This is a genomic window from Psychrosphaera sp. 1_MG-2023 (assembly GCF_030548245.1).
Classification (GTDB): Bacteria; Pseudomonadota; Gammaproteobacteria; order Enterobacterales; family Alteromonadaceae; genus Psychrosphaera; species Psychrosphaera algicola.
The window spans coordinates 300057-326187 of record NZ_JAUORW010000001.1; the positions used below are offsets into that span (position 1 = coordinate 300057).

Sequence of the window (26131 nt, forward strand, 5' to 3'; positions counted from 1 at the left end):
TAAACCCACCGTTTTATTTAATAAACAATAAACGGCGGCGGATTCTATCAAACTACGACACTAATTTCAGCTCTGAACTAAAAATTCTCGACAAATTTTTTCAAAAGCTGCTGGTTTTTCGGCATGCAGCCAATGGCCAGTGCCATGGATCACTTTAGAACGGGTATTTGGGAAGCGAGAGAGTATTGCTGTCTTATGTTCCAACGTGACGTAATTTGACTCACCACCGATAATAAATAGGGTATCTACCGGAGACGTTACATTGGTATTTCCGTCTATAAGATTGTCGTAGTTTTTGGCTAACGCATCTAAGTCAAAAGCCCACGGAGAACTTGCATTAGGTAGAAAACTTTTCAATAAAAAGCCTCGCACGCCAGGTTCTTGAATGTAGCCTTTTAACTTACTATCTGCATCACGTCTATTATTCGTATCGACCGTTACAGATTGCAGGCCATTTATTATTGCATCATGTCGGCGTGTATATTTAACGGGGGCAATGTCCGCTACAATAAGTTTAGTAATTAATGTTGGCTCTTTTAAAGCTACTTCCATTGCAATTTTACCGCCTAAGCTATGTCCTAATAGGCTGACTTTTGACAAGTGTTGTTGCTTTATAAAGGTTATTACCATGTCAGCCATAGATTGCAGATCCAATGGCGTCGGGGTTGAAGATTTGCCATGTGCAGGAGCGTCTATTAAAAACACTTCAAAATGATCAGAGAGACTTTTCCCGACTGTTTTTAAGTTGTCCAAAGTACCAAATAGGCCATGAATAACAATTAATGCAGGGCCATTACCAAACTTTTCAAAATGAATAGACATGTTTTTCTCTTTATTAATCTTAATTATCTACTCAACGTAGGCTAAATTTTATTTGTTTTAGCGGTATTTAGTCTATCCTAATTATTCAATAAAACTGTAATATCGCGGTAAAGCAGTAGTAATACCATTTAAACACAACAGATATTTTTAATATTGGCGTTGTGACGATTTAGGTTAAAAGCTCTAGTGGGTTTATTGTCTAATAACAAAGGTTTTTATTCAATATCGTCTTTGGTATAAGATGGTTCTTTAAGCTGAGCAGGAATTCTGGTTATAATAGGCTCAACTCAGTGTTTTAATCACAATCCTCCAATGAACTGATCAATATTTATGAAAACTATTCAAATTGAAGATGATTTATACCAATACATAGCGTCGCAAACCCAAGATATTGGTGAAAGCGCGTCTAGCATTTTACGTCGATTGTTAATCGACCAGCAGGCAGAGAAGGCGATGACGCCTAACGTGTTAAAGCCTCTAACAGCAGAGGTACAACAAAATAAAGTCGCAATGTCCTCTGAACCAGACAGTGCCCCGCAATCAGCTTCTGCTGTTATAGCTAAATCTGTTGCTGATAATAAAGATATTATTAGCGAAGATGCGACAGAAGAGTTAAAAGAAGACATACAAGTCAACGGTAATGTTTTTGACGTTCTTAATAAAGAAGAAGTCATGACACAAAAAGGTGCGGTAGGCCGTTTCCTATTTATTTTGGCCGCTTTTTATCGTTGTCATAATAAATCATTTAAAAAAGTATTGGACATAAAAGGCCGTGAACGCCATTACTTTGGTGAGACGGCGAAAGAATTAGAAGCCAGTGGCAGTAGTATTAAACCCAAGCAAATTCCAGAAAGTCATTATTGGGTTGTTACAAATAACAATACGCCAAGAAAGAAATTAATAATTACAGAAGTAGCGTCTGCACTTAATTATACACAAGAGCAGGCAGAAGAATTACGTGAACTCATTTAGAATTTTAAAGGAATTGACCTATGGCGTTACATCAAAATGCTGGTAAACCCGCTCAAAAATCGGACTTAATTAATGTCCCTCGAGTGATGTCTGCCTATTATTTAAATGAACCTGATGTTGATAAGTTTCCTGAACAACGCGTAGCGTTTGGAACATCTGGTCATCGTGGCGCGTCTCTAAATACCACGTTTAATGAATCTCATATTTTAGCGATTACACAGGCCATCTGTGACTATCGCAAAGCCAATCATTTTGAAGGCCCACTATTTTTAGGGTTTGATACTCATGCGTTGTCAGAATCGGCATTTTATTCTGCGATAGAAGTGCTTGTAGCTAACGAAGTTGAAACTCATGTTCAGCAAGATTTGGGTTATACACCAACGCCGGTAATTTCGAATCTCATTATAAATTATAATGAAGCTCATCCATCCTTTTTAGCCGACGGCATAATTATTACGCCATCCCATAATCCGCCACAAGATGGTGGTATTAAATATAACCCTCCGCATGGTGGACCAGCAGATAGTAAAGCGACAAAATGGATTGAAGACCGCGCAAATGAATTATTAAGGAACGACTTATACGATGTGCAAATCTTTCCTTATACTAATGCAATGAAAACAGGCTACGTTAAAGAACAAAACTTTATTGAGCAATATGTCGAAGGGCTAGAGCAAGTTATTGACTTTGAAGCAATTCGCAACGCTAAAGTAAAGATTGGTGTTCACCCGTTAGGAGGCTCAGGAATTCACTATTGGCCGGCAATTGCTGAACATTACAATTTAGACATAACTATGGTGTCTGACGTCGTTGATCCAACATTTGAGTTTATGACGCTCGACAAAGACGGCAAAATTAGAATGGATTGTTCCTCTGCATCGGCTATGGCTGGGTTAATCGCACTAAAAGATCAATTTGAAGTTGCGGTTGCAAACGACCCTGACTACGACCGACATGGAATTGTGACAAAAACACATGGATTAATGAATCCAAACCATTACTTGTCAGTTTGTATCGATTATTTAAGCAAGAATAGACCTCAATGGAATTCAACACTTAAGGTCGGTAAAACATTAGTGAGTACGTCTTTAATAGACCGAATTGCTAAAGACAATGATAAAGACGTTGTTGAAGTACCGGTAGGGTTTAAATGGTTTGTAGAAGGGCTGGTAAATCATCAACTTATGTTTGGTGGTGAAGAAAGTGCCGGTGCATCGTTTCTAACCAAAGAAGGCAAAGTTTGGTCGACTGACAAGGATGGAGTAATCCTTGCGCTACTCGCCGCTGAAATAACAGCCGTAACCGGTTTAAATCCATCTCAGTACTACGAACAATTAACTGAAAAGCTTGGTTCACCTATTTATAAACGTATAGATGCGCCAGCAAATCCAGAACAAAAAGCCATTTTAACTAACCTTAAGCCTGAAGACATCACGTCAACAGAGCTAGCGGGTGAACCCATTACTGCAATTTTAACTAATGCCCCCGGAAATGGCGCTGCAATTGGCGGTTTAAAGGTTGTTACGGAAAATGGTTGGTTTGCTGCGCGTCCATCTGGAACTGAAAATATTTATAAAATTTATATGGAAAGTTTCTTAGGTCAGGCGCATTTGGATAAAATTGAAGCGGAAGCTCAAGCAATTGTTTCTTCATCTTTTAATAAAAAGTTATAAGAATGAATAAACACTGGCCAGAAACTTGCTGTGCAAACGTATGTTGCTAAAAAACTTCGCAGACCACCTTGGTCTGCGGGGCTCTAGGATATATTCTTCACTCATCATTCAAGACTAAATCATTTATTTGTCATATATCGACTATAAATTTAACCATGATTTCAATAACTGCAACGGCGCAAAAGAGACGCTGTTTAAATAGGCAGTAATAAAGGAGTAGATCCCAATATGAAAAATAACAAGATGATCGCGGGCGAGATTACCGCCGAACAATTCAAAGACTCTATTATTAAACATTTACACGGTACGTTTGGTACTGACGCAAACAAAGCGAGCAACCGCTCTTGGTGGAATGCGACATCAGCAGCATTAAATGAATTTGTTTACAGCGGATTGAGTAATACACAAAAAACTTATTTTGAAAATGATACACGTGCCGTTCATTACTTTTCTTTAGAATTTTTAATGGGACGTTTAACGGGTAACAACTTAATCAATTTGGGTTTGTTCGAAACAGCAAAACAAGCACTTACCGATTTAGACATTAACATTGACGAATTAGTGGATGAAGAAGAAGATATGGCGCTAGGGAACGGTGGCTTAGGTCGTTTAGCTGCCTGTTTCATTGATAGTTTAGCAACAATGGAATTACCTGCGGTTGGTTATGGTATTCATTACGAACATGGATTATTCCGTCAAGAATTCCAAGAAGGTCATCAAATTGAACGCCCAGATAGCTGGCGTGAATACGGTAACCCATTTGAAATATGCCGTCCTGAAAGTGTTCAAGACATACCGGTTTATGGTTATGTTGAAACAAAATTTGATGAGTCGGGCAAAATTGTAAAAGAATGGCACCCAGGTCGTATCATTAAAGGTGTTCCTTGGGACGTGCCGGTTGTTGGCTATACTGGTAATAACGTTAACGTTCTTAGACTTTGGGAATCTCGCGCTTCTAATTTCTTTAACTGGGATGTATTTAACTCAGGTGGCTACCATGATGCTCATAAAGAAAATGTAGAATCTGAGACAATTTCAAAAGTACTTTATCCAAATGATGAAACGGACGCTGGTAAAGAATTACGCTTAATTCAGCAATACTTCTTTAGCGCTTGTTCATTAAAAGACATTATCCGTCGGTATAAACGTGTTCACGGTGATGATTGGAGCAAATTTAGTGCTCAAGTTGCCGTACAGTTAAATGACACTCACCCGGCAATTGCCATCCCAGAGTTGATGCGTATATTAATCGACCGAGCAGAGCTATCTTGGGATTACGCATGGCAAATTTGTCGTGAAACTTTTTCTTATACCAACCACACCTTGTTGCCAGAAGCGCTAGAGAAGTGGTCTGTACGTTTATTTGAAAAAGTTTTACCACGTCATTTAGAAATTATTTATGAAATTAACCGTCGCTTCTTAGAAGACGAAGTTGAAGCAAAATGGCCTGGTGACGACTCGATTAAATCTAAGCTTTCTATTATAGAAGAAGGTCATGATCGCATGGTAAGAATGGGTAACTTAAGTGTTATCGGTTCTAATAAAGTTAATGGTGTTGCAGAAGTCCACTCACAGTTGGTTAAATCTGACTTATTCCCAGAATTTGACGCTTTATGGCCTGACAAACTAACAAACGTAACAAATGGCGTAACACCACGTCGTTGGTTGAAGTATTGCAACCCTGAATTAGCTAGCCTAATTGACGATACGGTTGGTGATGAATGGCCAACAAACCTAGAGTTATTACGCCGTTTGGACAAAAAAGCAGGCAATGCTAAGTTCCAAAAGCAATACATGGACATCAAACATACTAACAAAGTTAAATTAGCTAAAGTTATTAAAGATTTGGTTAATGTTGACGTTGACCCATCAGCTATATTTGATATTCAAATCAAACGATTACACGAATATAAGCGCCAACATTTGAATCTAATTCACATTATGGCTTTGTACCGTCGTTTATTACAAAACCCAGATTACGATATGCACCCTCGTGTCTTTATTTTTGGAGCAAAAGCAGCACCTGGTTATCGTTTAGCAAAAGACATAATTTTTGCTATCAACAAAGTTGCTGACAAAGTTAATAATGACCCAAGAATAAAAGACAAGCTTAAAGTAGTATTTTTACCTAACTACCGCGTTTCACTTGCTGAAAAAATGATCCCTGCTGCAGACGTATCTGAGCAGATTTCAACAGCCGGTAAGGAAGCATCCGGTACAGGTAACATGAAACTTGCGCTTAATGGTGCAATTACCATCGGTACACTCGATGGCGCGAACATTGAGATTGCTGAGGAAGTGGGCGAAGAAAACGTTGTTATCTTTGGTTTAACTGTCGATGAAGTTAAAGCAGTTAACGCTGAAGGTTATAATCCTTGGGATTATTACTATGGCAACCCTGAAATTAAAGCAGTGTTAGATTGGTTCGATACAGATTACTTCACACCGGGTAAACCTGGTGCGTTATCGAGTATCAAACATAGTTTATTAGACGGTGGTGACCCATACCTATGTTTAGCTGACTTTGAGTCTTACTCTGAGGCACATAAAGAGATAGATGCTAAGTATCGAGACACTAAAGGTTGGGCGAAAAGTGCGATCTTAAATACCGCATATATGGGTAAATTTAACTCAGACCGTTCAATTCAAGACTATGTTGACCGTATTTGGAAACTAAAATCTTGCAAAACTAAATGGTAGTCGCGTAACAAAAGCGATACAGCAAACCCGTTGCTAAATTATTAGCAACGGGTTTTTTATTTTCTAAAATAAGCGTTAGACTCTAACTAAGTTAAAAATAATAATTATAAAATCCTATGACAAACATAAAAAATAACGATTTTTTGGCGTTAACTCGCCAACACGAGAACCATTTACCTGCAAGTCGATTTGAAGATAATAAACATAGTTTTGAGATCTGGGATACCGGAGTGTTGCAAGTCAGCCCTATTGGGGCCAGTAAATTTGACTTAGCAATTGTATTGTCCGCCGGTATACATGGCAATGAAACTGCACCGATTGAAATGATCAATGAGTTGATCAAAGAAATACTCACTAAAGAGATAACATTAAAACGACCAGTATTATTTATATTTGGTAATCCACCATCAATGAATATCAACAAGCGATTTGTTATTGAAAACCTCAATAGACTATTTTGCTCTACCTATTTAAACGGTGTCGATATTAATGGTGATAGAACCAACTTAGAACGTCAACGTGCTGAAAAACTAGAATGTTATGTCGCACGTTTTTATCAAACCTATGATTCCGAAAACAAATGTCATTATGATTTGCATACCGCAATCAAAGATTCGGTCCATGAAAAATTTGCTGTTTACCCTTACATTGGCAATTCACCTTGGAAAACTCAGCAGTTTGAACTACTACGTGCAATGGACGTCACGACGGTTATGTTAATGCAAAAACCGGCTACCACATTTAGTTATCATTCATCGAGTGTCCACGGCGCAGATTCGTTTACCATTGAGTTAGGTAAGGTTAGGGGTTTTGGTGAAAACGATAAATCAAAATTTGAAAAAGCCAAAGTAACACTGCGAAATTTGATGTGTGGAATTGACGTAGACAAAACACTATTTGATGAAGCTAATTTTGTCATGCTAAAAGTGCATCGTTCTATTACCAAAAATTATGGCGACTTTGAACTTGGCTTTGACGACCAACTCGCGAATTTTAGTGAATTTAAAGAAGGTGAATTGCTCGCAAAGGAAAATGGGGATGACATCGTCGCTGAAATAGATGGGGAAGCCATCGTGTTTCCAAATGCAGCGGTTGAAATTGGCCAACGAGCCATATTAACCGTCGTGCCCACCAGCGTTTCAAATAGCATAATTTAAAAACACATAAGGCACTGATATTAGTGCCTTTATTATATGTAGTGGCAACATATTTGAACACTTACAAGGTCTAAACTAAAAGCTCTAAAATGCCAGCTAATTGAATCCAACTTTACGTAAAGGTAAAGTCCCGCCAAATAATAACAATCAAGCTGTTTATCCAGACCGAGAATCTTTTATTGGTCTAAAATCACATTAGTGATGGGATTAAGGGGAAGCCTAATGGGCAAGTTAAACAACATAGATAATCCAAATAACATTACAAAAGAAGAAACTTTGAAATTAGAGTTTATTTCTGAAAATGCGTTATCTATACCTGTATTTAAAATGATGGATGCCGATGGTGAGCTTTACGACGGTGCTTGTCATTCGTCATTAGATAAAGACACTGCAATTAAAATTTACGAAACAATGCGTTTCATCCGTATATTAGACGAACGAATGCTGGCCGCTCAACGACAGGGGCGGATCAGCTTCTATATGCAGTGTTTAGGTGAAGAAGCTGCTGTAACAGCTTCTGCGGCGGCATTAGAATCCCAAGATATGATATTTGCTCAATATCGCGAACAAGCAGCGTTAGCGTATCGAGGGTTTGAACTTGAACAATTTATGCATCAAAACTTTTCAAATTCTAAAGACCTAGGGAAAGGCCGTCAAATGCCCATTCACTATGGTTCTAACGCGTTAAATTACATGACGATTTCATCTCCCCTTGGAACCCAAATTCCACAAGCTGCTGGTTATGCTTATGGCCAAAAACTAGATGGTAATGGTGGATGTACTATTTGCTATTTTGGTGAAGGTGCGGCTTCAGAAGGAGACTTCCACGCCGGTCTAAATATGGCCGCTGTTCATAAAGCCCCAGTGATATTTTTTGCGCGTAATAACGGCTATGCGATCTCAACTCCAGCAAGTGAACAGTTTAAAGGCGATGGCATTGCGTGTCGTGGCGTCGGTTATGGTATGAAGTCTATTCGTGTCGATGGCGTTGACACTTTAGCTGTATATGAGGCAGTTAAATTAGCGCGTGAATATGCTGTTAAAAATAACGAGCCGATTCTAATTGAATCAATAGCTTATCGTTTAGCTGCCCACAGTAGTTCAGATGATCCGACGGGCTATCGTTCAAAGGACGAGGAAGAAAATTTCCGTCTAAACTGCCCGGTTAATCGTTTTCGTAATTATTTGATCAAGCAAAATTGGTTAGATGAGCAAGAAGACGAATCAAGCAAAGAAACTATTCGTAAGGAAGTATTAGCGGCGTTGAAAAAAGCCGAAGTTGTCGAAAAGCCGTCACTTGAAGACTTAATAACAGATGTATATGAAGAAGTACCACAGCATCTTCGTAAACAGATGGATGAACTTAAAGCTCACATTGCTAAGTACCCTGAGCATTATCCGGCCTCGTCAGGCGCTAAAGGGGAGAACCACTAATGGCTAAAATGAACATGTTACAGGCGATCAATTCCGCATTGATGATTGCATTGGAAGAGCACCCTAAAGCCTGTGTATTTGGCGAAGACGTCGGATATTTTGGCGGGGTATTTAGAGCAACAAGTGGACTCCAAGAAACATTTGGTAAGTCACGTGTGTTCAATACACCTCTAGTAGAACAAGGCATATTAGGCTTTGCGAACGGGTTAGCTGCGCAGGGCGTAAAAGCGATCGCTGAAATTCAGTTTGCTGACTATATATTTCCAGCATTTGACCAAATCGTTAATGAAACCGCAAAGTTTAGATACCGTTCAGGTAATGAATTTAACGTCGGAAATCTAGTGATAAGAACGCCTTATGGTGGCGGTATTGCCGGTGGACTGTATCACTCACAGTCACCTGAAGCCTATTTTGCCCATACACCAGGTTTAAAGTTAGTGTTTCCTAGAAACGCATATCAAGCAAAAGGGTTGTTAGCATCTTCAATTGAAGCGAATGATCCTGTGATCTTTTTCGAACCAAAACGTTTATATCGAGCATCTGTTGGCGAAGTGCCTGAGGAAAAGTACCTGATCCCGCTCGATAAAGCTGAAATCATCAAAGGTGGTAATGATGTCACGTTACTGGCCTGGGGCGCGCAGGTTGAGATTATTGAGAAGGCTGCTGAAATGGCGGAAAAGCAGGGAATATCCTGTGAAGTGATCGACCTAAGAACGGTATTGCCTTGGGATGTTGAAACCGTCGCTAACTCTGTGATCAAAACGGGTCGTCTAATTATTTCTCAAGAAGCCCCATTAACCGGTGGTTTTGCCTCTGAAATATCGGCCACAATTCAGTCTGAATGTTTTCTACATTTAGAGTCGCCAATCGATAGAGTGTGTGGTTTAGATACCCCGTATCCATTAGCGCAGGAAAAAGAATATATGGCAGATCATTTAAAAGTTTACGAAGCGATTTTACGCTCAGTTCAATATTAGCCAGGCGGTACACATTATGAGTAAAGACTTTATATTACCTGATATTGGCGAAGGCATCGTTGAATGCGAGGTTGTCGAGTGGTTTGTTCAAGAGGGCGATACTGTCGTTGAAGATCAACCCGTATGTGATGTTATGACGGATAAAGCGTTAGTACAGATACCAGCGATTTCTGACGGCGTTGTCACTAAGTTATATTATGAAAAAGGTGAAGTGGCTATTGTCCACGAGCCTTTATTTGCAGTCTCCTCAGTTGGAGAGCCATTGTCGGAATCAACGCCGATGCAGGGCGTATCTGAGCAGATTATGGATCAAACTCCTGTTGTTTCTATTAACAACAATGCGACAAAAACAGAAGACTTTTTATTACCTGATATCGGTGAAGGGATCGTCGAATGTGAAGTTGCTGAATGGTTAGTGGAAGAAGGCGAGGAAGTACTAGAAGATCAAGCCATTTGTGAAGTCATGACAGACAAAGCACTCGTGCAAATTCCAGCCAAAAACGACGGTATTGTTAGTAAGCTTTATTATGCAAAAGGCGATATTGCCAAAGTACATGAACCGTTATTTGCAATTACAAGTAAAGTAGAGGGCATTGCCCAGGTTACGTCGCCACACATAGCAAGTGACGAAGATACTCAAACAAAAAGCTTAGCTAGTGCTGTCGGGTCAAATACAACAACAAACCCAGCGATAAGCGATACCAGCAATAACACCAGCAATAACACAAGCAATGTAACGAGCAATGTGACGAGCATCACGGCTTCAACTGGTAAAAAGAAAGCAGTAGCATCGCCTGCGGTCCGTAGGATGGCAAGAGAAATGAACCTCGACATTACAGCGGTTGTTGGCAGTGGTGAGAAAGGTCGAGTATTCAAACAAGATTTATTGTCTGTCGGTAATTCTGGTAATACGGTTGTACAAGCCAATGCCGGAGTAAGTGGTGATATGACAACATCAGTTGCTAAAGCATCAGCTTCAAACACCAATACAGGGTCTAATCGAGTAGAGCCGATACGCGGCGTTAAAGCGGCGATGGCAAAAGCAATGCAAGATTCGGTTTCAAGCATTCCACACTTTACCTACAGTGATGAAATTGACTTAACTGAGTTGATTAAACTTAGAAAAGCTCTAAAACCTAAATTTGAGCAAGATGACATTAAACTAACAATGATGCCTTTTTTCATTAAAGCAATGTCTTTAGCGCTTAAGCAATTCCCTATAATGAACAGTCAGCCAAACAGTGATTGTACTGAATTAACCTATCTGGAAGACCACAATATTGGTATGGCTGTCGATAGTAAAGTTGGCTTGCTTGTTCCTAATATAAAAGGCTGTCAGAGTAAATCGATACGCGATATCGCCGTCGATGTCATGGCCATCACCAAGAGCGCTCGGGACGGTCGGTTAGCGCCTGAACAGCTAAAAAATGGCACTATATCGATATCTAATATCGGTGCAATTGGTGGCACGACAGCAACACCAATCATCAATAAACCCGAAGTCGCTATTGTCGCGCTTGGAAAAATGCAAACGTTACCGCGTTTTGATGAAAGTGGTAATGTGGTTGCGAGGCAAATAATGACGGTAAGTTGGTCAGGCGACCACAGGGTAATCGATGGAGGAACCATAGCTCGTTTCAATAATTTATGGATGAGTTATTTAGAAGAACCATCATCAATGTTAACTGAAATGATTTAACTTGTTGAAAATGCCCGCTAAAGCGGGCATTTTGCTATATGTGACTTTACCTAAGCGGCCACTTAGTTTAGCTTCAAATCAGATACGATTTAAAAAATAGCGATATAAAATGGAATATGACTTTGGAAATTAACTTAAAAAATTTTTATATTTCAGACGAACAGTCAATTTATTTATTGGCGGCAAACGACGCTAAAAAACTAAGAGATTGGGTCGCCTTGTGTCAAACACAATTACAAAAAATGGGCTACCAACAAGTCCATTTAATTGGTAAAGGTGCCTATGGATTTGTATTTGTCGGTACGGATAAAAAGCGTAATGAACGGGTATTCAAATTCTCCCGAATTACGTTACCTCAAGCTGTCCGTGAAAGACTCGAAGAAGAAGGGTATATGCTTGGTTTGTTAGATCACCCGAGTATTCCAAAATATATTGCGTTTGAGAGCATAAAAAAACAGGGCATTTTAGTAATGCAACGAGGTCAAGGAGTTGATTTACACGAGCTCTCTCGTAGTTATGGTCGTTTACCCGTGTACTTAATTATAAAAATTGCAGAACAACTCGCCGATATATTAGTTTATTTGCGAAGCGTACAAATACAAGGCGCAAATGGCCAATTAGAATCCCGTCCGATAGTGCACGGCGACATAAAACCATCCAATTTGTTATGGGATGAACATACTCAAAAACTTTCGCTTGTCGATTGGGGCTCTAGTGTATTTGCCCAGCTTGATACTCAATGCCAACCCATAGTTAACAACGTCATGGAATTAATGTCTGCAGATATGCAAAATACTAATTCTCGGTTAGGTGACGTATATTTTATCGGTAATGACCAACTAAACGGTGGTCTGTCTAGTCCTAGGTTCGACGAACAAGGCGCCGCGGCCACCTTATATGCCTTAGCGTCTAATCAAAATTGCCGCTACGGTGTCGCGGCCATACCGACAAATTCGTTGTGCCTGCCAAAAGCGTTCTCAGATGTGTTGTCAGATATGTTGAGTGACGATGTCGCTAAACAGCACAAAGCCGGTGATACCTTTATTACGCAAATAAAACATTTAAAGAATTGGGTATTGAGTGACACCGAAAATTATCAAGACGCAAATCATTTGCCTATTTGGACAAAAGTACGAAAACAAAATGTAGAAACAGTTGTCTATTCATCGCGTAAGTCGTTTTTACGGCAACATCAGGCAGACGCGGCTTCACTTGACGGCATTAAAGATGCACAACTCGACAAATATTATAAAAACTATCTACAGGGCATGGGAGAAAATGAAAAAGCGTTTGTCGCGGCGGTAAGCCGATTGAATGAATTTCCCATCGTTGGTGGATTTGCGATTCACTGGTTAGCGGACAAAATTTCTGTAGAATCGAATCTAAATCTATTTGACGTTAAATACCAAGTCAGTGTGGGTCAAACAATAGATAATATTATTGATTTAGCCCGAAGCTTAGAACTTAGAGAAGGTATATTTAAAGCGTGTTTATTTGATGCTAAAAATACTCTGCATTTTGAGCGTGAAAACGAACACCAACCATTTTATTGTTCGGATACCACACATATTTCATTTGAAATTACCCCCGTACCGGAAACCGATGACAACAAACAACACTCATATTTTGAAGATGGTGATGATCCGGACGAAAAGTTAGCCTTACCAGAAGAAATAATGCAACACATAGTCGCCCTGAACAACATACGGCATACTGGTTGTATTATTTTTGAGGCGTTGCCAAAACATCTAAAAATTCATAATTACTATACGTTATTAGATGAGTCACAATACTTGCAATTTAAACATCATTTAAGCGGGGTTTTGGCAAATATTAAGCATATAAAAGGCATAGGTGTATCTGGATTTATGAAGTTACCGTACAAAGACACTAAATCGTTTTCTTATCAAACCAAGCGACCTGAGTTGTATTGCAATACACTTAAACGACTCACGGCATAAGCGCGTTAAACGCACGATTAAAAACGACTCATTGAGAATTATTTTTTAGGTTCTGTCACTAGCGTATTAAATTTTTCAGCCAACGACATAGCTCTTTGATTATTTGCTTGCGCCAAAGGCATACCGTCGATTATTTTAAAGATAAACCGACATCTATCAATTAATTGCCAGCGCGACCTTGGCTCAGACTCAATTAATGAAATTAGGACCTGGATAAGGTTTAGCGCCGTACCAGAGTTCATTGGGGCAATATTAAGTGCCTGTTCAAAGTATTTAAGCGAATTGTGCAGTTCACCTTTATGATAATCTTCAATACCTTTTTTATTGAGCGTTTTAACAAGATCAATATTTTCACCAGCATTCTCCCGGGCCCGAGCAATCATTTCAATTGCAAAGTCATCTAAATCATCTTTTACCATTTCAACTTTTTGGGCATATTCTTTGGCTTTTTCATATTCACCAATTTTCAACATCAATGAGACACTGTCAGGCAATAAGTTAGAAGGGAGATCGATTTTGCGATTAGTAAATTTTGCTGATAATTCAAAAAATGATCGCTTGGCCTGATAATTTAGCCCATTTACAGAATCGAGTCGGGCCATGCAAATCTGTTCAAAGTCTTCAATTTTCAGTGCTGCATTCACATGTTGTTCATGTTTTGACTTTTGCAAAGCGTAAATAGCTTCTTGATTATACTTACGTTTTTTATTTACATCTTGTTCTAGTTCACAAATATCGATGATATTACGAATGTGGTTCAAAAGATGTTTTTGATCTCTACGAAATGATTTTGATGTCAGTTCAACAACTTGATTACACGCTTTTATTGATACGTCGTAGTCTTTATTCAATTTTGCAATAGAGCTTAATTTATATTGGCGTTGAACAGAAAAAGGGGATTTTTCGATACCAGACCTGATCCAGTCGTAAGCGGGTTTAGTTTCCGAGTTTTGCAAATAACAATCAGCAATTATATCGTATGCTTCAATGGTCAGTTTGCTCAACGAGAGCGCTTCTTTACTATATTTTATCGCTAGACCGTGTTTGCCTTTGGACCGCATTAGTTTACTTTTATAAACCAATGCCCAATTTAAACTCTTAACTTTAAGTACTTGGTCTAAAAAGGCCTCTAACTCTTGAAACTTGCCTAATTTAAACAAAATATCCGCTTTGTATTTTAAGATAAGTGTTCTTAATCGCGGAGCCGTTTTAGATAATTCATCAACCTGTATTAACGCCTTATCTAATTGATCCCTATCTAGATACATTAACAATGGCAATAATGTTTGCTTTTTGAGCCAAGTACGGGACACTCGTTGCTTTAATAGATTTTGAGAAAAGGGCTTAACAACGTAATCGTCAGGCCTAACTTCAACAGCCCCGATAACCATGTTTAATTCACTCTCACCAGTTACCAACATACTTACGTTATGCACTGGTAATAATTTTCGTTCCTTTAATTCTTCAAATAGCTGTCGACCGTTACGGCCATCACCTAAATTGTAATCGATAAAGATCACATCAAACTTTTCTTCATTACAACGCACAAGAGCTTGTTCTCCATTTGGAGAAACAACTACGTTTCTAGCCCCCATGTTTTTTAACATCCCCTTGAGCATGACTTGAAAAGGCTTCTGGTCTTCTACGATAAGAATGTTTTTGTCAGCAAATGAAAATTCAGTTTTCAAAGTTACAACTTATTGATATTTAATCTCACCTCAGTTTTGGTAAGTTTACGCTGAAATTCAAGTGTTTATTTAAAAGAATGGAAAAAATAGTAAAAAGAAGACGAAAAAAAACCGAAGTCATAGGACTTCGGTCTACATAATAAGTGGTGGAGGGAGGTGGATTCGAACCACCGAAGGCAGAGCCAGCAGATTTACAGTCTGATCCCTTTGGCCACTCGGGAACCCCTCCACTTAGTACGAGGTGGATATTAACAAATTATTAAGTGATGTAAATAATTTATTAAAGTTATTGCTTTAACCGTCGATAAAACGCTCAATAGCATAATAAAAAGTTGTAATATGCACACCCAACCGTCCTTAAACACTAAATTCGAACAAACTGCTGATGTGATCCGCGAGTCGTCTTTTCGCACTGAACTTACTCAAGCGGTTACCGATAACGATAAAGCATTTTATAATTTGCTTATGTCTATGGTGAGTACTGACGCGACCGACTTGGATCAATTTCATCAATACAAAACCACACCTGTAGAAACATTGAACGACTTAAATAAGAAATTTAATGTGGCACACTTTGAATCGGTAGGGCAATTTGATGTTGAAACTGAATTAAAGTGCAATGGATTTGCAAATAGTGGCAACATATCTTCAATCAATTTAGCGCAGTCTCTCGCTCGACAACCCTTAGTTGCAAAGTCAGATAACAACTTGCCTGATGAGGTGATTGCAAATTTAGACTACAACATTAAGTTAAAATATTTAGCTCAACAGAAACTTAATCGAGATATTGAAACAAATTCAATTCTTGATGAAACCAAGGTTACGCCAAAACTTGACGTAGAAACATGGTTTAATACGTTAAACCAAGCACGTGCAATGGAAAATATTCGATTTAATAATAGCAACCGCCTTTCTCTTTCAGCTTAGCTTCTACGCAGACATACTGTTCAGTGAATTGTTCTCCTTCAACTTAATACAATGCCCATAAACACACATGTTGAAATACTTCTTAACCGTATTTAGTGCTTTTATTTCCAAAGAGGTAAGAATACGCTCGCAGTTTTTATCAAAGCCAAGTAAGTTAGCGTTTCAATATTAATAACTCAGTTGATAACTTACTGACTAAGCGGGTATTACATGCATATCGACAAGGCTAAAAAACGAATTAGCAAACACCTAAAGTCTGGTTTTAAGGGCTATCCACAGATCACGTTAGAATATTTTGGACAAACTGCAGCGTCTGCAAACGAAGTCGCTGTTCAATTTATCTTTGAGGAAGGTGCCGATGTTCAAGTTGAACGGTTCAACTGCGAAGAAGATGCAAGAGAAAGCGAACTAATCCAATCAACCATAGTTAAAATTATCGAACGTACTGACGTAAAAACAGTATTAGAGATTGAAGGTGTGACGATTCTATAATACAGAAGTTAACCTCACATAATGTTTATCAATGACAGACGCCGCTAAAGGGCTGGTTCGGTTGGTAATAACCTTGTTTTTAACACTAAAAATGCTTATTAGCGTTAGTATTTTTAGACCGGTAAACAATCATCGTTGCATTTGATTGTACTTATTCTAATTTGGTAATTTCAATTTCAATTTAAAACGATATAATTCAATTCAAATCCAACAATTTGTCTTGCATATGATCCGCCGTATTACTGAACAAGAAACGCTTTCTCCGATTGTTTTCAACTTTTGTCGTCAATTGTCGCAACTCAACGTGTCTACCGACGCCACGCAGGCCGCCGACAACAAAATATCCATCACTACACCATTTTCCGGTGATATCGATACTACGTATGCTACGCGCGTTACATTGGCCTCTGATAATAGTATTTATCAAGAGTTACCACAGGCTGCCTTGTTTCCTAAAAACGAAAATGATTTATTGCTCATTACACAATTAGCCAACGACAAGCAATTTAGTGCCATTAAGTTTTCTCCACGAGGTGGCGGTACCGGCACAAACGGGCAGTCCTTAACCGAGCATGTCATCGTAGATATGTCTCGTTATATGCGTGAAATCATCGAAATTAACCTTGATGAAAAATGGGTCCGTGTTCAATCAGGAGTTATTAAAGATCAACTTAATGATTATCTAAGACCATATGGCTATTTCTTCGCCCCGGATTTATCTACATCTAACCGCGCAACAATTGGTGGCATGGTTAATACAGATGCATCTGGGCAGGGCTCTTTAGTGTACGGAAAAACCAGCGACCACGTACTAGCATTAGAATCAGTCACAATTTCTGGACACAAGCTTTCGACTAAACCTTTACCGGTAACCGAAGTCAAAACCATAATTGAAGAAAAGTCGCCATTAAGTCCGCTCTATCTTCAAGTATTTAAAACAGGTTACGAGCATAGAGAAGAAATCCTTAACGTTTTTCCACGTTTAAACCGGTTTTTAACAGGTTACGATTTAGAACATGTTTTTAACGACGACATGACCAGTTTTGACTTATCTCGAGTACTTACAGGCTCAGAGGGTACACTGGCATTTGTGACAGAAGCAAAGCTGAACATTACCCCAATCGCCAAATTTAAAACATTGATAAATGTTAAGTACGACAGTTTTGACTCTGCATTACGTAACTCACCATTTTTAGTAGAAGCACATGCAACCTCGGTAGAAACTATAGACTCAAAAGTATTAGGTTTGGCCAAACAAGATGTCGTATGGGATACCGTGTCTGACCTCATTCAATCGGTGCCTGGTAAAGTGATGGACGGCTTAAACATTGTTGAGTTTAATGATGAAGTTGCTGAGTCGCAGCAAATCAAAGTTGAGAGTTTATGTGCTCGATTAGACCAACTCATCAGTTCTGAACAAGCCGGGGTTATTGGTTATCAAGTCATCAACGACTTAGGTGCAATACAACGTATTTATGGTATGCGTAAAAAGGCCGTAGGCTTGCTAGGTAATACCAAAGGTAATAAAAAGCCAATCGCATTTGCAGAAGATACAGCAGTGCCACCAGAAAATTTAGCCGATTATATCGCAGAATTTCGTCAGTTATTAGACAGTTACAATTTAGACTACGGTATGTTTGGCCATGTCGACGCCGGTGTATTACACGTACGGCCGGCTTTAGACTTAACCGATCCAGAACAAGAAACCTTACTGCGTACGATTTCCGATAAGGTCGTCGCATTAACTGCAAAATACGGTGGTTTAATGTGGGGTGAACATGGTAAAGGCTATCGTAGTGAATATGGCCCTGCATTTTTTGGCGAAAAGTTATTCGCTGAAGTTCAAAAAATTAAAGCGCAGTTTGACCCACAAAACAGACTGAACCCGGGTAAAATTTGTACACCATACAAATCGACAGACAAGATGGTTTCGGTTGATGCGGTAAAACGCGCTTCATTTGATAAACAAATTCCAATTGAAATAAAAACAGAGTTTGAAACCACCGTTAATTGCAATGGTAATGGGCAATGTTTTAACTACGATACATCATCGCCAATGTGTCCTTCTTATAAAGCGAGTAACGACCGTCGTTACTCACCAAAAGGACGAGCTTCATTAATGCGTGAATGGCTCAGATTACAAGGCAATACGTTTAGTGCTGATAACCGGGAAATGTATCGCACTGGTTTTACGCAGCTTTTAACATTCCCATATAAGGTATTTAGAACCGCTGGGGCAAAACTCGGCAACTACGACTTTAACCATGAAGTTAAAGCTAGTATGGACGAATGTTTAGCATGTAAAGCCTGTACAACAGCCTGTCCAATTAAAGTTGACGTGCCCACGTTCCGAACTAAATTTATCGAAGCGTATTATTCACGATATCTAAGACCAATTAGCGATCACCTTGTGGCTAACGTAGAAGGGTTATTACCTTTACTTAGTAGAACGCCATCTGTTGGCAACCTAATTATGCACAATCCGATTAGCACCTGGGTAACGCGTAACCTTGTTGGGTATGTTGATGCGCCTAAGTTTGGCGACAATTTAAGAAAAGCGATTGCCAATGAAAATTGGTATTCACCTGAACGGGTAAATGCGCTTAGCGAACAACAAAAACAACGTGCTGTTTTTATCGTTCAAGACCCATTTACCAGTGCTTATGAAAGTAGCTTAGTTGTTGATACTGTTTCAGTCCTAACAAAACTTGGATATTTGCCAATTGTTTTACCTTTTTATGCCAATGGTAAACCAGCCCACGTTAAAGGGTTTGTTTCTAAATTTGCACGTATCGCGGCTAAAGCCACAACGTTTTTTAATAAAGTTGCACAGCACAACATACCGATGATTGGTCTAGATGCTTCTTTAGTATTTGCCTATCGTGATGAATACGTAAAAGCTCTCGGTAAAGACGCGGTAAAATTTGATGTCATGGTACTAAGCGAATGGTTAAAGGACGTCGATGTGGAAGTTGAGGTAACACCAAGCCTGCAAAGTCAAGCCACCTACACGTTATTAGCGCATTGTACAGAAAAGTCGATAATCAATGGCGTTGAAAAACATTGGGTGAGTATTTTTAACAAAGTTGGCCTCAACCTTAATATCAGAAACACGGGGTGTTGTGGTATGGCAGGAACATTTGGGCATGAAAAACAACATCAAGAAACGTCAAAAACAATTTATAACTTAAGTTGGAAACATGCAGTTGCGCAGGAGAAGCCAGAACTTATTTTGGCGACAGGATTCTCTTGTCGAAGCCAAGTTAAACGTCTTGATGGTGTCGAACTAAGTCATCCAATTCAAATGTTAGATAAAGTGTTAAGTTAATGGACAGTTCTAGTCTTTTAATAGAGTTTTTAACGATTGCAACAGCCCACTTTTTTGCAGTTGCCAGTCCAGGACCAGACTTTGCAATCGTGTTAAAACATTCTATTAACTATGGTAAACGGATAGCGATTATCACCAGTCTTGGTGTTGGTACTGCGATATTCATTCATGTAGCGTATGCATTAATGGGCATTGGGCTTATTATCAGTTCAACACCTTGGTTGTATGATCTTCTAATTCTTTTTGCGTCAGGTTTTTTGTTGTACTTGGGTTTTGGTGCTATTCGTTCATCTAAAAATGTTAAAACTAACGAACAGGTAATTGACAATAACGTTGTAGAAATTAGTGGAAAAAGGGCGTTTTACTTAGGTTTTCTAACAAACGGCCTTAATCCGAAAGCAACCATATTTTTTCTCTCGTTGTTTACCGTTGTCGTCAGCGCTGAAACACCATTAATTATTAAAGGGTTATATGGCGTTTATCTCGCATTAGCAACAACCGCGTGGTTTTGTTTTTTATCACTAATATTAACTCGACCAAAAGTTCGTGAATTTTTTAACGGACATGCCTATATTTTTGACAGAGTAATGGGGTGGGTATTGATCTTATTAGCCGTTAAAATTACCTACAGTGAAATAATCACAAAATATCTATTCTAAATTAATAAGATAGATATTTGGCTGAGATGTTGGCACCACTATTGTATGATTTTTATGCAGTAGTGAACTTACCCGCCAAACTGCAACGAAGTGAGACAACAAACTTATTTATTACGTTGTTTATGTATTGGCTAAGGTTTTAGGCAACCCCATGGCAAATCAAGCAGTGTTACTCAATTACCATTACGATATGGTAAAAGCAAAGTCTCATAGCGCAGGGCATCTATCAGTCCCGTTAACTAACATAACTTCTTTTACAGATTTCCTGTTAGCGCAAAGCACATCTTTAAGTCAACTTGAAACGTTAACAAAATTATTGTCTATTGCATTATTTAACGATCTTAACGCCTATGTGGACGTAAAAACACGACTGGATCAATTGACAGAATTAGATGGTTTGTATTTAGTTAACCGCTACCAACATCATATTAAACCAGTCATATTCGTTACAACGGAACTCACCGATTTTGTATTTAAAAAACTTCATAACAAAGCCAACTTAGTAAATGTAACTGCGATGTTTAATCAAACAGTAGATACCATACCTACTGACAAGACCTGTACGAAACGAAAAACACCTAACCTCACCTTTATATGCAAATCTAACAGCTTCCCTGAAATTGATTTTAACAAACGTGTGTCGTTAGATTGCTACTTAGAGCATAACCAATTGTCAGTTGTCGTAAACAAGCTACATTATATTGATTTTGAAGTTGTTAACTTACGAAAAATAGAAGACTTGTTAATAACAAGTCTTCTAGCTGATGCGGGGTAAATTAAATGATCATAAACGATGAGTAACGCTCCTCGTTTATTTATATCGTAGGACAAGCTATTTAGCGGTCTTCGTAATCGTCATTTTCATTAATTTTGATTAAATCAAAGTTAGCAAATTTACTATTTGACGCCGTTAATTCATCTTCCATTTTATCGACCAGTTTTAATTTTTCACAAAACTTGTTGGCCTTTATTTCAATTTCATCCGCTCGTGATTCTATTTCTTGTTCAATACGGTCATCTAGATTATCTAAATCGCTAAAAGACGATTCTCCATTTGCAATAGAGTTACCAATATTAGAGATAAGGCCACCAATTAAGCTAGGGATCATATCTTCCATTAACTCTTCCACAGATTCGTCTATACCACTGCCGTCAATCTGATGATTAAATTCTCCATTAGAAAACGAATAATGGCTGTCTTCACTTTCATACTTATCTTTTATCTTTGTCTTTATTTCATCAAATTTACTGCTTAATTTAGAATTTTCAGGCATTTGGCCAAACGCCGCTTGTATACCTTGAAACGCTATATCAACGGCTTCGATTGCAATTTCACCAATCTCTGGAATGGCCGCACGCAACGACGCTGCATATTCTGTTACAAGTTTTTGCTGTTTGCTGTCTAATTCGATTAAATCGCCTCTGACAAATACCATTTTATCGTCATAGATGTCGATAAGAGTTTCATCTTCATTTTTGATAAGAATATGCTTTGGCGTAATTGTTAGCGCATTGTTTAATTCAAGATCACAATGATTATCCATAGATACATTGGCAGCTTGAGAATAGGGTGAGACAAAAAGAGTTGCTGCGACAAGTGTCGTTAGGGCCAATAGTTTCATAATGTTTCCTTTAATAAAAAATGGTGCAATTTAGTGATTGTCGCAAACGATAACATTAACGCGACATATTTAGTTTAATAATGACTTTAAAGGCAATCTTAATGCCAACTAAAAAACACATTAATTACAATAAGATAAAAATATTCAGTGATTTACATTAAACAAAAAACGTAGATGAGTTGGTGATTTTTGTCAAAAACTGGTTAATTTTGTTAAGTGCTTAAAATATCAGCTAATGAACTATTTACACTTGGCATACTTAATACCAGCAGTGGTATACTCTTGGCAATTATTTAGTTAAAAAGGCACTATCAATGGCAGAGATGCAAGCTCGTCCGACGAACTTTATCAGAAATATAATTGATGCAGATTTAGAAGCAGGAAAACATCAAACAACTCATACCCGTTTTCCGCCAGAACCAAACGGTTATTTGCACATCGGGCATGCAAAATCTATTGTGCTTAATTTCGGTATTGCAAAAGACTATAACGGTTTTTGTAACTTACGATTTGATGATACAAATCCTGAAAAAGAAGACATTGATTACGTAAATGCCATAAAAAAAGACGTTAACTGGTTAGGCTATCAGTGGCACGATGAAGTCCGCTATTCTTCTAATTATTTTGACCAGCTTTTTGGTTTTGCAGAAGAACTCATCTCCAAAGGCCTCGCGTATGTAGAGTTTTCTAATCAAGAAGAAATTCGCTCAATGCGAGGTACGCTTACATCACCAGGTAAAAACAGCCCATATCGCGACGTATCCATTGAGGAAAACCTCAAACATTTTCATGATATGCGCGATGGGAAATACAAAGAAGGTGAGTGCTGCTTACGAGCTAAAATAGATATGTCGAGCAGCTTCATGTGTATGCGTGATCCTGTTATTTATCGTATTCGATATGCTAATCATCACCAAACTGGCGACAAATGGTGCATTTACCCAATGTACGATTTTACTCACTGTATTTCTGATGCGATTGAAAACATTACGCATTCTTTATGTACGCTAGAATTCCAAGATAATCGTCGTCTTTACGACTGGGTTTTGGATAATATCACTATAGATTCGCGCCCACATCAATATGAGTTTTCAAGACTAAACCTTGAATACACGATGATGAGTAAACGTAAGCTAAATACGTTAGTAACAGAAAATTACGTGAGTGGCTGGGATGACCCTAGAATGCCAACTATTGCGGGTTTACGTCGTAGAGGGTATACGGCAGCAGCTATTCAAGAGTTTTGCCAACGTATTGGTGTGACTAAGATGGAAAACACGGTCGAAATGGGCATGTTAGAAGCCTGTATCCGAGATGACCTAAATGAAAATGCACCTCGCGCAATGGCTGTTTTAGATCCGATAAAAGTGGTTATCGAAAACTACCCAACTGACAGTGTTGAATGGTTAGACGCACCAAATCATCCCAACAACGAAGACATGGGCAGTCGTAAATTGCCATTTACTCGTGAAGTATTTATTGAACGCGAAGATTTTCGTGAGGAAGCCAACAAAAAATACAAACGTCTAGTCATTGGTAAGGAAGTTCGTTTACGTAATGCTTATTTCGTCAAAGCAGAACGCTGTGATAAAGATGAAAACGGCGAAATCACGACAATTTATTGTACTTATGACGATACTACGTTAGGTAAGTTGCCTGCGGATGGCCGCAAGGCTAAAGGCGTGATCCATTGGGTGTCAGCGAGCGAAGGTGTTCCAGCCGAAATTCGAGATTATGACCGTCTATTTACCGTTCCAAATCCAGCGGCTGCAGAATCAATTGATGAGATCTTAAATCCAGACTCATTAATTATCCGCAACGGATTTATCGAACCAAGTTTACTTGAAAGCCAAGCTCAGCAAGCATTCCAGTTTGAACGATTAGGTTATTTCTGTAACGATGGTACTAAGAATGAAGCCGGAAATTTAGTATTTAACAAGACTGTCGGTTTACGTGATTCTTGGGCTAAAATTGAGCCCAAATAAATACTACTTTATTGCCTGATAAGGTTTAACTTCAGCGATGCGATAACGGTTGCAAATAGATCAAAAAAGCCACTTTACAGTGGCTTTTTTATTGTCTCTAACTTAATTCAACAAATTGAGTGACTGTGCTGTCATCATCCATCACATCTTCGTCAATTACAAACGAAGGAATTTCAGGTGCATCAAACGCAATATCACCTTCATCTACTTCCTGACTTAAGGTTTTAAAATCATATAATTCATTGTCAGCAAGGTGACTTGGAACAACATTTTGCAATGCTTTAAACATACTTTCAATGCGGCCCGGGAATTGTTTGTCCCAACTGTTTAACATCTCTTTAATGTTTTGTCTCTGCAGGTTTTCTTGTGAGCCACAAAGATTACATGGAATGATAGGGAATTGTTTAGCGTCGGCAAAACGTTGAATGTCTTTCTCTTTTGCGTACGCAAGCGGACGAATGACAACATGTTCTTTATTATCACTTTTTAACTTTGGCGGCATAGATTTTAATTTACCACCGTGAAACATGTTCAAAAACATAGTTTCTAAAATATCGTCTCGGTGATGACCCAAAGCAATTTTAGTTGCACCAAGCTCCTTTGCAGTCCTATATAAAATCCCACGTCTTAGACGAGAACATAAAGAACAGGTTGTTTTACCTTCTGGTATTTTATCCATCACGATTGAATAAGTGTCTTCAGTGACAATTTTGTATTCAATGCCAAGTTCTTCTAAGTAGTTAGGTAAAACTTGGGCAGGAAAACCAGGCTGCTTCTGATCTAAGTTAACTGCGATTAGTTCAAATTGAATGGGTGCAGAACGTTGCAGGCTCATCAAGATATCCAACATAGCATAGCTATCCTTGCCACCTGATAAACAAACCATAACGCGATCGCCGTGTTCGATCATATTAAAATCTGCAATTGCCTTACCGACATCTCTACGCAAACGTTTTTGCAGTTTGTTAAAGTTGTATTTTTCTTTTGCTTGAACTGAAGTCGCCATAATTACCCTCAAAAACTAAGGCGCGCATTATATATTTTGTATCAGCAAAGATAAATTGATTATTGGTCAACACAGCGCAAACTTACTTATAGTGGTTTAACACTACTTACAAAGCCGGGTGGTTTTAATGCTAATAAATCGCAATCGATATTATCGATAACGTGTTCCGCTGTATTGCCAATCAATGCGGCGCTTAAGCCACTTCGACCTACTGTACCGATGACAACAAGCTCAGCGTCTATTTGTTCACTTATCTTAGGTATAACATCTTCAGGCATACCTTCTTCGCAATAGACGTTTTCCATTGGTACACCATGTTGCTTAGCAAATTTTTTGACTGCCGCGTTATGATGCTCCTGCATTGAATTTTGGTATTCAATAACATCAAATTCTGGTATTTCTACTGCAATATTCATGGGGGTAGGTGGGAAAGCATTAACTAAATTGACTTCAGCGTTTAGCAAGTCACTCATATAATGGGCATGTTCAACAATAGATTCGTTGAGCTTCATATGATCGATGTCGTCAGTACCTGCGTTGATAGCACCTAATATTTGACCGTGGTCAGGCCATTGATGTTCTTTGACTAACAATACACTACAGGGGCACTTACGTAGTAGATGCCAATCAGTTGGCGTAAAGATCACTGATTTTAAAATATCATGTTCGTGAGTGGCTTTAACTACTAGGTCAAAATCACCCTCTATTACGGTTCTAATAATGCTTTCATAAGGGCGGTTGTGCCAGACAACGATGATATCAATTAGACTGCTCGTGCCCTGTGCTTCGATAACCAATTGGTTTAACCAATCTTTCCGATCTTGAATAACCGCATTTCTCATTGATTCGCGTTCTGTTGGCGACAACATAGTTGTCATTTCATAGGAAAAATCATAAATTGTGAGGAAGAGCGTCACATTACAATTTGAAACGCATGACGCTAACTGCAGAGCTCGGGAAAGTGCTTTTTGGTTATCTTCTGCTGGATCGATAACAACTAATAATTTGCTAAATTGACTCATATGAAAT

The 26131-nt window shown here is 38.6% G+C and carries 19 protein-coding genes and 1 tRNA gene; 14 read left to right on the top strand and 6 right to left on the bottom strand.

What is annotated here, in order from left to right; translation table 11 throughout:
* Window positions 1–66: 66 nt before the first annotated feature.
* Window positions 67–822 (bottom strand): alpha/beta fold hydrolase, encoded by a 756-nt coding sequence (locus Q4575_RS01155; RefSeq protein ID WP_303521061.1) that lies wholly within the window; start codon window positions 820–822, stop codon window positions 67–69.
* 330 nt (window positions 823–1152) lie between these two features.
* Between Q4575_RS01155 and Q4575_RS01160 the strand changes: the two genes are divergently transcribed.
* The 8 genes from Q4575_RS01160 to Q4575_RS01195 all read left to right on the top strand — a co-directional run bounded on the left by Q4575_RS01160 (window position 1153) and on the right by Q4575_RS01195 (window position 13395).
* Window positions 1153–1794, top strand: a complete 642-nt coding sequence (locus Q4575_RS01160) for a replication initiation regulator SeqA (protein ID WP_272179655.1) — start codon at window positions 1153–1155, stop codon at window positions 1792–1794.
* A 20-nt stretch (window positions 1795–1814) separates the two neighbouring features.
* The gene (gene pgm, locus Q4575_RS01165) at window positions 1815–3467 is read left to right on the top strand and encodes a phosphoglucomutase (alpha-D-glucose-1,6-bisphosphate-dependent) (RefSeq protein ID WP_303521063.1); all 1653 of its coding nucleotides are present in this window, start codon (window positions 1815–1817) and stop codon (window positions 3465–3467) included.
* Between the two features lie 228 nt (window positions 3468–3695).
* Window positions 3696–6167 carry a glycogen/starch/alpha-glucan phosphorylase gene (locus Q4575_RS01170; protein WP_215962927.1) on the top strand — a complete coding sequence of 824 codons (2472 nt, stop codon included), beginning with the start codon at window positions 3696–3698 and terminating at the stop codon, window positions 6165–6167.
* A 116-nt stretch (window positions 6168–6283) separates the two neighbouring features.
* Window positions 6284–7324 carry a succinylglutamate desuccinylase gene (gene astE / locus Q4575_RS01175; protein ID WP_303521064.1) on the top strand — a complete coding sequence of 347 codons (1041 nt, stop codon included), beginning with the start codon at window positions 6284–6286 and terminating at the stop codon, window positions 7322–7324.
* Window positions 7325–7564: 240 nt separating this feature from the next.
* Window positions 7565–8758, top strand: a complete 1194-nt coding sequence (locus Q4575_RS01180; RefSeq protein ID WP_215963054.1) for a thiamine pyrophosphate-dependent dehydrogenase E1 component subunit alpha — start codon at window positions 7565–7567, stop codon at window positions 8756–8758.
* Window positions 8758–9735, top strand: coding sequence for an alpha-ketoacid dehydrogenase subunit beta (locus tag Q4575_RS01185; protein WP_215962929.1), 978 nt, complete (start codon window positions 8758–8760; stop codon window positions 9733–9735). Before Q4575_RS01180 ends, Q4575_RS01185 begins: the two co-directional genes overlap by 1 nt.
* A 16-nt stretch (window positions 9736–9751) precedes the next feature.
* The gene (locus Q4575_RS01190) at window positions 9752–11434 is read left to right on the top strand and encodes a dihydrolipoyllysine-residue acetyltransferase (RefSeq protein WP_303521065.1); all 1683 of its coding nucleotides are present in this window, start codon (window positions 9752–9754) and stop codon (window positions 11432–11434) included.
* A 122-nt stretch (window positions 11435–11556) separates the two neighbouring features.
* The gene (locus Q4575_RS01195; RefSeq protein ID WP_252736703.1) at window positions 11557–13395 is read left to right on the top strand and encodes a protein kinase; all 1839 of its coding nucleotides are present in this window, start codon (window positions 11557–11559) and stop codon (window positions 13393–13395) included.
* A 38-nt stretch (window positions 13396–13433) separates the two neighbouring features.
* Here Q4575_RS01195 and Q4575_RS01200 read toward each other — a convergent pair whose 3' ends face one another.
* A complete protein-coding gene (locus Q4575_RS01200) occupies window positions 13434–15083 on the bottom strand; it encodes a tetratricopeptide repeat-containing response regulator (RefSeq protein ID WP_215962932.1) in 1650 nt (549 codons plus the stop codon).
* A 144-nt stretch (window positions 15084–15227) separates the two neighbouring features.
* Window positions 15228–15312, bottom strand: a tRNA-Tyr gene (locus Q4575_RS01205).
* A 110-nt stretch (window positions 15313–15422) separates the two neighbouring features.
* Here Q4575_RS01205 and Q4575_RS01210 point away from each other — a divergent pair.
* The 5 genes from Q4575_RS01210 (at window position 15423) to Q4575_RS01230 (ending at window position 21264) form a co-directional block, all read left to right on the top strand.
* Window positions 15423–16010, top strand: a complete 588-nt coding sequence (locus Q4575_RS01210) for a VC2046/SO_2500 family protein (RefSeq protein ID WP_303521066.1) — start codon at window positions 15423–15425, stop codon at window positions 16008–16010.
* Between the two features lie 210 nt (window positions 16011–16220).
* On the top strand, window positions 16221–16502 hold the full coding sequence (locus Q4575_RS01215; protein ID WP_303521067.1) for a hypothetical protein: 282 nt from the start codon (window positions 16221–16223) through the stop codon (window positions 16500–16502).
* 226 nt (window positions 16503–16728) lie between these two features.
* Window positions 16729–19830, top strand: a complete 3102-nt coding sequence (locus tag Q4575_RS01220) for an FAD-binding and (Fe-S)-binding domain-containing protein (protein ID WP_303521068.1) — start codon at window positions 16729–16731, stop codon at window positions 19828–19830.
* Window positions 19830–20489 (top strand): LysE family translocator, encoded by a 660-nt coding sequence (locus Q4575_RS01225; RefSeq protein WP_215962936.1) that lies wholly within the window; start codon window positions 19830–19832, stop codon window positions 20487–20489. Before Q4575_RS01220 ends, Q4575_RS01225 begins: the two co-directional genes overlap by 1 nt.
* 151 nt (window positions 20490–20640) lie before the next feature.
* Complete coding sequence (locus Q4575_RS01230) at window positions 20641–21264, top strand: hypothetical protein (protein WP_303521069.1); 624 nt, start codon at window positions 20641–20643, stop codon at window positions 21262–21264.
* 61 nt (window positions 21265–21325) lie between these two features.
* On the opposite strand, the gene Q4575_RS01235 is transcribed toward Q4575_RS01230, so the two are convergent.
* Entirely contained in the window at window positions 21326–22111 is a 786-nt protein-coding gene (locus Q4575_RS01235) for a DUF2884 family protein (RefSeq protein ID WP_215962938.1), read from the bottom strand.
* Window positions 22112–22425: 314 nt separating this feature from the next.
* On the opposite strand from Q4575_RS01235, the gene glnS reads away from it, so the two are divergent.
* Entirely contained in the window at window positions 22426–24096 is a 1671-nt protein-coding gene (gene glnS, locus Q4575_RS01240) for a glutamine--tRNA ligase (RefSeq protein ID WP_303521070.1), read from the top strand.
* Window positions 24097–24193: 97 nt separating this feature from the next.
* Here glnS and ttcA read toward each other — a convergent pair whose 3' ends face one another.
* Window positions 24194–25102: a tRNA 2-thiocytidine(32) synthetase TtcA gene (ttcA, locus tag Q4575_RS01245; protein ID WP_303521072.1), complete on the bottom strand. Its 909-nt coding sequence runs from the start codon at window positions 25100–25102 to the stop codon at window positions 24194–24196.
* 86 nt (window positions 25103–25188) lie between these two features.
* The gene (gene uspE, locus Q4575_RS01250) at window positions 25189–26124 is read right to left on the bottom strand and encodes a universal stress protein UspE (protein WP_215962941.1); all 936 of its coding nucleotides are present in this window, start codon (window positions 26122–26124) and stop codon (window positions 25189–25191) included.
* Between the last annotated feature and the right edge of the window lie 7 nt (window positions 26125–26131).

Coding starts and splice junctions, on each gene's coding strand:
- Q4575_RS01185 (WP_215962929.1), top strand. CDS start 8,758: ATGGCTAAAATGAACATGTTACAGGCGATCAATTCCGCATTGATGATT.
- Q4575_RS01220 (WP_303521068.1), top strand. CDS start 16,729: ATGATCCGCCGTATTACTGAACAAGAAACGCTTTCTCCGATTGTTTTC.
- uspE (WP_215962941.1), bottom strand. CDS start 26,124: ATGAGTCAATTTAGCAAATTATTAGTTGTTATCGATCCAGCAGAAGAT.
- Q4575_RS01170 (WP_215962927.1), top strand. CDS start 3,696: ATGAAAAATAACAAGATGATCGCGGGCGAGATTACCGCCGAACAATTC.
- Q4575_RS01215 (WP_303521067.1), top strand. CDS start 16,221: ATGCATATCGACAAGGCTAAAAAACGAATTAGCAAACACCTAAAGTCT.
- pgm (WP_303521063.1), top strand. CDS start 1,815: ATGGCGTTACATCAAAATGCTGGTAAACCCGCTCAAAAATCGGACTTA.
- Q4575_RS01210 (WP_303521066.1), top strand. CDS start 15,423: ATGCACACCCAACCGTCCTTAAACACTAAATTCGAACAAACTGCTGAT.
- Q4575_RS01190 (WP_303521065.1), top strand. CDS start 9,752: ATGAGTAAAGACTTTATATTACCTGATATTGGCGAAGGCATCGTTGAA.
- Q4575_RS01225 (WP_215962936.1), top strand. CDS start 19,830: ATGGACAGTTCTAGTCTTTTAATAGAGTTTTTAACGATTGCAACAGCC.
- Q4575_RS01160 (WP_272179655.1), top strand. CDS start 1,153: ATGAAAACTATTCAAATTGAAGATGATTTATACCAATACATAGCGTCG.
- astE (WP_303521064.1), top strand. CDS start 6,284: ATGACAAACATAAAAAATAACGATTTTTTGGCGTTAACTCGCCAACAC.
- Q4575_RS01235 (WP_215962938.1), bottom strand. CDS start 22,111: ATGAAACTATTGGCCCTAACGACACTTGTCGCAGCAACTCTTTTTGTC.
- Q4575_RS01155 (WP_303521061.1), bottom strand. CDS start 822: ATGTCTATTCATTTTGAAAAGTTTGGTAATGGCCCTGCATTAATTGTT.
- glnS (WP_303521070.1), top strand. CDS start 22,426: ATGGCAGAGATGCAAGCTCGTCCGACGAACTTTATCAGAAATATAATT.
- Q4575_RS01230 (WP_303521069.1), top strand. CDS start 20,641: ATGGCAAATCAAGCAGTGTTACTCAATTACCATTACGATATGGTAAAA.
- ttcA (WP_303521072.1), bottom strand. CDS start 25,102: ATGGCGACTTCAGTTCAAGCAAAAGAAAAATACAACTTTAACAAACTG.